Annotated in this window: 6 protein-coding genes; 3 read left to right on the top strand and 3 right to left on the bottom strand. The window is 66.5% G+C overall.

The window, feature by feature from the left end:
- Nucleotides 1-157: 157 nt before the first annotated feature.
- From QZ184_RS09860 to QZ184_RS09850, 3 genes are read right to left on the bottom strand one after another with little or no spacing between them, the layout of a single operon-like run.
- Nucleotides 158-1,828, bottom strand: a complete 1,671-nt coding sequence (locus tag QZ184_RS09860; RefSeq protein ID WP_296416104.1) for an AAA family ATPase — start codon at nt 1,826-1,828, stop codon at nt 158-160.
- A 16-nt stretch (nt 1,829-1,844) separates the two neighbouring features.
- Nucleotides 1,845-2,897, bottom strand: a complete 1,053-nt coding sequence (locus QZ184_RS09855) for an LdpA C-terminal domain-containing domain (RefSeq protein WP_296419370.1) — start codon at nt 2,895-2,897, stop codon at nt 1,845-1,847.
- Nucleotides 2,858-3,325 carry an NAD(P)H-quinone oxidoreductase subunit N gene (locus QZ184_RS09850; RefSeq protein ID WP_247479628.1) on the bottom strand — a complete coding sequence of 156 codons (468 nt, stop codon included), beginning with the start codon at nt 3,323-3,325 and terminating at the stop codon, nt 2,858-2,860. Before QZ184_RS09850 ends, QZ184_RS09855 begins: the two co-directional genes overlap by 40 nt.
- A 392-nt stretch (nt 3,326-3,717) precedes the next feature.
- Between QZ184_RS09850 and rplC the strand changes: the two genes are divergently transcribed.
- Genes rplC through QZ184_RS09835 form a run of 3 tightly spaced genes read left to right on the top strand, consistent with a single transcriptional unit; the run spans nt 3,718 to nt 5,307 of the window.
- Nucleotides 3,718-4,365 (top strand): 50S ribosomal protein L3, encoded by a 648-nt coding sequence (rplC, locus tag QZ184_RS09845; RefSeq protein ID WP_010314932.1) that lies wholly within the window; start codon nt 3,718-3,720, stop codon nt 4,363-4,365.
- A gap of 11 nt (nt 4,366-4,376) precedes the next feature.
- Nucleotides 4,377-5,012: a 50S ribosomal protein L4 gene (gene rplD / locus QZ184_RS09840; RefSeq protein WP_010314934.1), complete on the top strand. Its 636-nt coding sequence runs from the start codon at nt 4,377-4,379 to the stop codon at nt 5,010-5,012.
- Nucleotides 5,005-5,307, top strand: coding sequence for a 50S ribosomal protein L23 (locus QZ184_RS09835; protein ID WP_010314935.1), 303 nt, complete (start codon nt 5,005-5,007; stop codon nt 5,305-5,307). Before rplD ends, QZ184_RS09835 begins: the two co-directional genes overlap by 8 nt.
- Nucleotides 5,308-5,363: the final 56 nt, after the last annotated feature.

The raw sequence follows: 5,363 nt of genomic DNA, 5'->3' as shown, positions 1-5,363 counted from the left end.
GGAATGGCGGGACCAAAACCCGCTGCCTTACCACTTGGCGACGGCCCAACGCGCTGCTTGCGAACCCCCAGGAACTGGCGGTGTCATCAGCACTCAGATAGTTACCCACAACGGGTCGACCTTCGTCAATCTCACTGGGCCATCTCGGCCGAGTGGCTCAGCGGGGGAAGAGCCGTAGGCGCAGCTGGCTGCCACTGCCGAACTCGGCGGAAGTCAGTTGGTAGCGGGCCGCCAGTTCCGCTTGCATCCGCCGGATGGCCTCGGTGCGGGGCAGTAACTCCACCGGCTGCCCCTGGGGCAGGACGACCTGCTCGACGGCCAGGCGGCATTCCTCGAGGGCTTCGAGCGCATCGTCTCTGGAGCTGGCGGCTGCGGGGCGTGCCGCGGCATTGGTGGCCTCTGGGCGATCCTCTCGGCGCTGCAGCAGCCTCTCCAGGCCCCGTTGAATCTGGGGCAGGGTGTCGGCCTTGATCACAAGGATCGGCAGGCCTGCATCCTGGGCTCGCCGGCGCAGCTCAGGGCGCTGGCCCAGTTGTTGCCGCGCCGCCAGAACGACGTCGGCCTCCTCCACCGCTTCGACCAATTGCACGGGGAGACGCCGGCTGCGGATGGCCTGGTCAATCAGGGGTTCGCTCAGCCCTGCATTGAACAGATGCAGGGGTGCGCTTGGCGTCTCGGTTGGCGGGCTCGCTTCCGGATCCGGGAGGGGACGCAGGGCGAGGTTGGGCTGCGCTGAGACTCCAGCTGGTTCCTGGATGCGCCGAACCGGTGCGGCGGCGGGGGACGGCCGGGGGCTGGCCTTGGGCGCCAGCGGCTCACTCAGCTGCAAGCGCCCCTGGTCATCGAGCTGCCGGACCTGGGGCCGCGGCAGTTGACCGCGTAGCAGGAGGTCCACCGTGCGGGCGACGTCGCGATGCACGAGCCAGCGGTCGCGGCTGTGCATTTCCACCGCCATGGGGAAGGTGGGTTCGGCGGCGCGCTCGAGGACGGTCTTTTGCGTCCGTCGCCGCCGGGCCTCCTCGTCGCCGAGGGTGACGGATTCGATGCCCCCCACCAGGTCGCTGAGGGTGGGGTTTTTGACCAGATTGGCGAGCTCGTTGCCGTGGGCCGTGGCCACCAGCATCACGCCCCTCTCGGCGATGGTGCGCGCCGCCTGGGCCTCCAGCTCCGTGCCGATCTCATCGATCACGATGACCTCGGGCATGTGGTTCTCCACCGCCTCGATCATCACCTGGTGCTGCAGCTCCGGCCGGGTGACTTGCATGCGCCGGGCCCGGCCGATGGCGGGGTGAGGGATGTCCCCGTCGCCTGCAATTTCGTTGCTGGTGTCGATCACGACCACCCGCTTGTCCAGCTCATCGGCCAGAACTCGCGCAATCTCTCGAAGGGCGGTTGTTTTGCCGACGCCTGGGCGCCCCATCAGCAGGAGCGACTGACCGGAATCCATCAGGTCCCGGACCATGGCCACGGTGCCGAAGACCGCTCGGCCGACCCGGCAGGTCAGGCCGACGACGTCGCCGCTGCGGTTGCGAATGGCGCTGATGCGGTGCAGGGTCCGCTCGATGCCAGCTCGGTTGTCGCCTCCAAAGGTTCCGAGTTGTTCGACTACCGCCGCCAGGTCGCTGCGCTCAATCGGGTTCGCCCCAAGGGGGACGGCACGTCCCGGGTAACGGGCCTCAGGGATCCGGCCGAGATCGAGGACGACCTCAAGCAATTGCTCACGGGCTTCAGCTGAGCCCAGGGCACTGCGCACGGCCTCGGGCAAGACCTCGAGCAGGCGATCGAGGTCGTCCGTGATGCGTTGCGGGCTGATCGGTGCTGAAGCCATGGGGGCGTTCTAGCGATTAGCGCTCCAGCCAGGGTTGGATGAGGGCCATCACGCTGGTGCTGGCGATCGCTTCGAGCTCGGGAATGTCCCTCAGGGGCTGCCCGCGCTCATCGGCTTCCTGCAGCCAGGGTTGCAGCAGGCTGCGGGCCATCCCGCCAAAGGCAACACCGGCTGCCCGGTGGCTGGGGCCCAGGAGCTCAATTGTTTTGCCGTTGGTTCCCCCGGCCAGTTGCAGCGGGCCTGGCGGTGCCCAGGGGGCGATCGCCTCCAGCAATTTCACGGCGGAGCGGGCGGTCCCCACTCCGACATCCCCGCTCATGGGACGACCATCGAGCTGCCAGAGCGGCCGGTAGCCCGCCTGGCGCAGGGCGCCAAAGCGCTGCCAGAGCTCCCTGGCGAGCTCCCGGCTACTCAGGGGTGTGGTCTCCTGGCTGCCGGCGCCCCGCTCGAGTCCGCAGCTGATCGCCAGGCGCTGAAGGGGAACACCGCTGGCCTTGAGCTGGCTCAGGCGGGCTTCGAAGGCGCTCTGCCGTCCCGCCTGGGTGTGCAGTTCAACCGCATCCGGGTTGATGCTCCGGAGGAGTTCGGGGACCGCTTCGGCGCTGAGCCACTGCTGCTGTTCATCGATCAGGCCCAGGGGGCAGGCGGGCAGGCAGCGCCCACAGCCGTAGCAGCGCTCCGCCTGGACGCCGCCGTGATCGCCAATGGCCAAGGCCGGGCAGACCTTTTGGCAGGGCCTGGGACAGTCGCTGGGACAGCGGCTGGGGTCAAAGCTGGCCTTGCGGAAGTGGGGGTCGGCGCCGTCGCTGAGGCTGACCATCAGCCAGGGGCGCTGGGCACCCCGGGCCACAGCCCAGTCCATGCCGCGCCTGGCGGCCTCCGCAACGCCCGTATCGGCGGCAATGTCGATGCAGTGGATGCCCGCTGCGGTGTAGAGCGCGCAGAGGTCTTCGATGGCCGCCAGGTCTTGATTCCCGGCGCCGCAGATCAATTTGACCCAGCGGCCGTTTTGAAGGGCCGCCTCTGGGGTCAAACGGTTGCGGTCAGCACGGAGCTCAGGGGCTGCCATCGCAGGGCACGGGCGCCGCCCATCTCCACGACGATCTTCAGGCGGGGCTCCCGTTGGGTCAGGTTGATCAGCGACTCGAGCTCAGCGGTGGAGAGGACCTGCCCCTCCAGCAGCCAAAGCAGCACAGGGGCGTCGCCCTCAAAGAGGTGTCCCAGTTGTGGGGTGGCCATTTGCACCTCGCCAACGGCCGCGCCGCGGCCAACGCTTTGGTGCCCGAGGTGGGGAGGACGCACGCCGTGGGACTGCAGAAGGAAGGCTTCTGGATCCCCCAGGCCGCGTGCTGAGGTGAGCTGGGCCCGGTAGCCAGCGGCGCGCATCCGGCGCAGCAGCCTGGTCTCGGCGCCACCTTCTAATGGTGCGTAGAGGGCCAAGGCGCCCGCCCGCTCCAGCTCCTGGCGGAAACCGCGGCCGGTGAGCAGCAGGGGCATGGGGGCGGATCAGCGCTTGCGGAAGTCTGGCAGCTGATCGCAGGGGAAGGGTGTTATGCGCTGGGGTATGGTGTTCGCTTGTGCAATTGCAACTGTGCCCGTCCGCTAGCCGGGCCTCCAGGGCAATGCACAAGGTCGCCAGTGGTGGCGGCCTTCCCGGGCCCGTGTGGCTCTTCTGAGTCGCCGGGATACTGCTCAACCTTGAAGACGCCTTTGGCTTCTTCTTCTGAGCAAGTCCCAGCCCCCACTGATTCGAGTCGCTAGCTCCGCCGCATTGGTCCACTGCAGTTCCGGGTTAACCGGAAATTTCAGCTCCATCGGTTTCTTGCGCCACTCGATTCAGTCACGCCACTCCCTGTGAGTGGTGGTCCAGCTGGCGTATCTCCCTCCTTATGTCCATCGGCATTCTTGGGAAGAAACTGGGCATGTCCCAGTTCTTCGACGACGAAGGCAGGGCCATCCCGGTCACCGTGATCGAGGCAGGTCCTTGCCGCATTACCCAACTCAAAACCGACAGCACCGACGGCTACACCGCCGTTCAGCTGGGCTTCGGTGATATCCGCGAAAAGCTCGTCAGCAAGCCCGCTAAGGGCCACCTGGCTAAGTCGGGCGACGAGCTGCTGCGCCACCTGAAGGAATACCGCGTTGACTCCGTCGACGGTCTGGAACTCGGTGGTGACGTCACCGTGGCCGCCTTTGAGGCGGGCCAGAAGGTCGATGTGAGCGGCGACACCATCGGTCGTGGTTTCGCTGGTTACCAGAAGCGCCACGGCTTCAGCCGCGGTCCCATGACCCACGGTTCGAAGAACCACCGCGAGCCTGGCTCCACCGGTGCGGGTACGACCCCCGGCCGCGTGTACCCCGGCAAGCGCATGGCTGGTCGCTACGGCGGCAAGCAAATCACCACCCGCGGCCTCACCATCCTCAAGGTGGATGCTGAGCGCAACCTGCTCGTGGTGAAAGGCTCGGTTCCCGGTAAGCCCGGAGCCCTGCTGAACATCCTCCCCGCTAAGCGGGTGGGCGCCAAAGCCGCGAACTGAGGAGGACAGAGATGGCTAACTGTGTTGTTCGCGACTGGCAAGGCAAAGAGGCCGGCAAGGCCAGCCTTGACCTGAAAGTCGCTAAGGAAAGCTCCGCTAACGATCTGGTGCACCGCGCTGTGGTGCGTCAGCTCGCCCATGCCCGTCAGGGCACGGCCAGCACCCTCACCCGCGCTGAGGTGGCCGGTGGTGGCCGCAAGCCTTACAAGCAGAAGGGCACCGGTCGCGCCCGTCAGGGTTCGATCCGGACCCCCCTGCGTCCCGGCGGTGGTGTGGTGTTCGGGCCGAAGCCCCGCACCTACAACCTTGCGATGAACCGCAAGGAGCGTCGCCTGGCTCTGCGCACTGCGCTGATGAGCCGCGCCGCTGACATCACTGTGGTGAAGGGCTTTGCTTCGGGTCTTGAAACCCCGAAGACCAAAGAAATCACCGCTGCCCTGAGCCGCTTCGGCATCGCCGCTGGCTCCAAGGTGCTGGTGGTGCTGGATGCCCCCAGCGAGGTGGTGCGCCGCTCGGTGCGCAACCTCGAAAAGGTGAAGCTGATCGCCGCAGATCAGCTCAACGTGTTCGACCTGCTCCACGCCAATTCCTTGGTGGTGAGCGAGGAAGCACTCGCGAAGATTCAGGAGGTCTACGGCGATGACTGAACGCTTTCAAGGTCGCCTGGCGGATGTGATCCGTCGGCCCCTGATTACTGAGAAGGCCACCCGCGCCATCGAGCTCAATCAGTACACCTTTGAGGTGGACCATCGGGCTGCCAAGCCCGACATCAAGGCTGCCGTTGAACAACTGTTCGACGTCAAAGTCGTTGGTGTGAGCACCATGAACCCCCCTCGCCGCTCCCGCCGCGTGGGCCGATTCGCCGGCAAGCGTGCCCAGGTGAAGAAGGCTGTGGTTCGCCTTGCCGATGGCAATGCCATCCAGCTGTTCCCTGAAGCCTGAGGGGTCTGAAGAACTATGGGAATCCGTAAGTACCGCCCCATCACCCCCGGCACCCG

This window comes from Vulcanococcus sp. DEBay_Sum22DG08_74, from assembly GCF_017852955.1.
GTDB lineage: Bacteria > Cyanobacteriota > Cyanobacteriia > PCC-6307 > Cyanobiaceae > Vulcanococcus.
The sequence above is the reverse complement of the archived record's forward strand: the minus strand, read 5'-3'. Positions and strand labels throughout refer to the sequence as shown.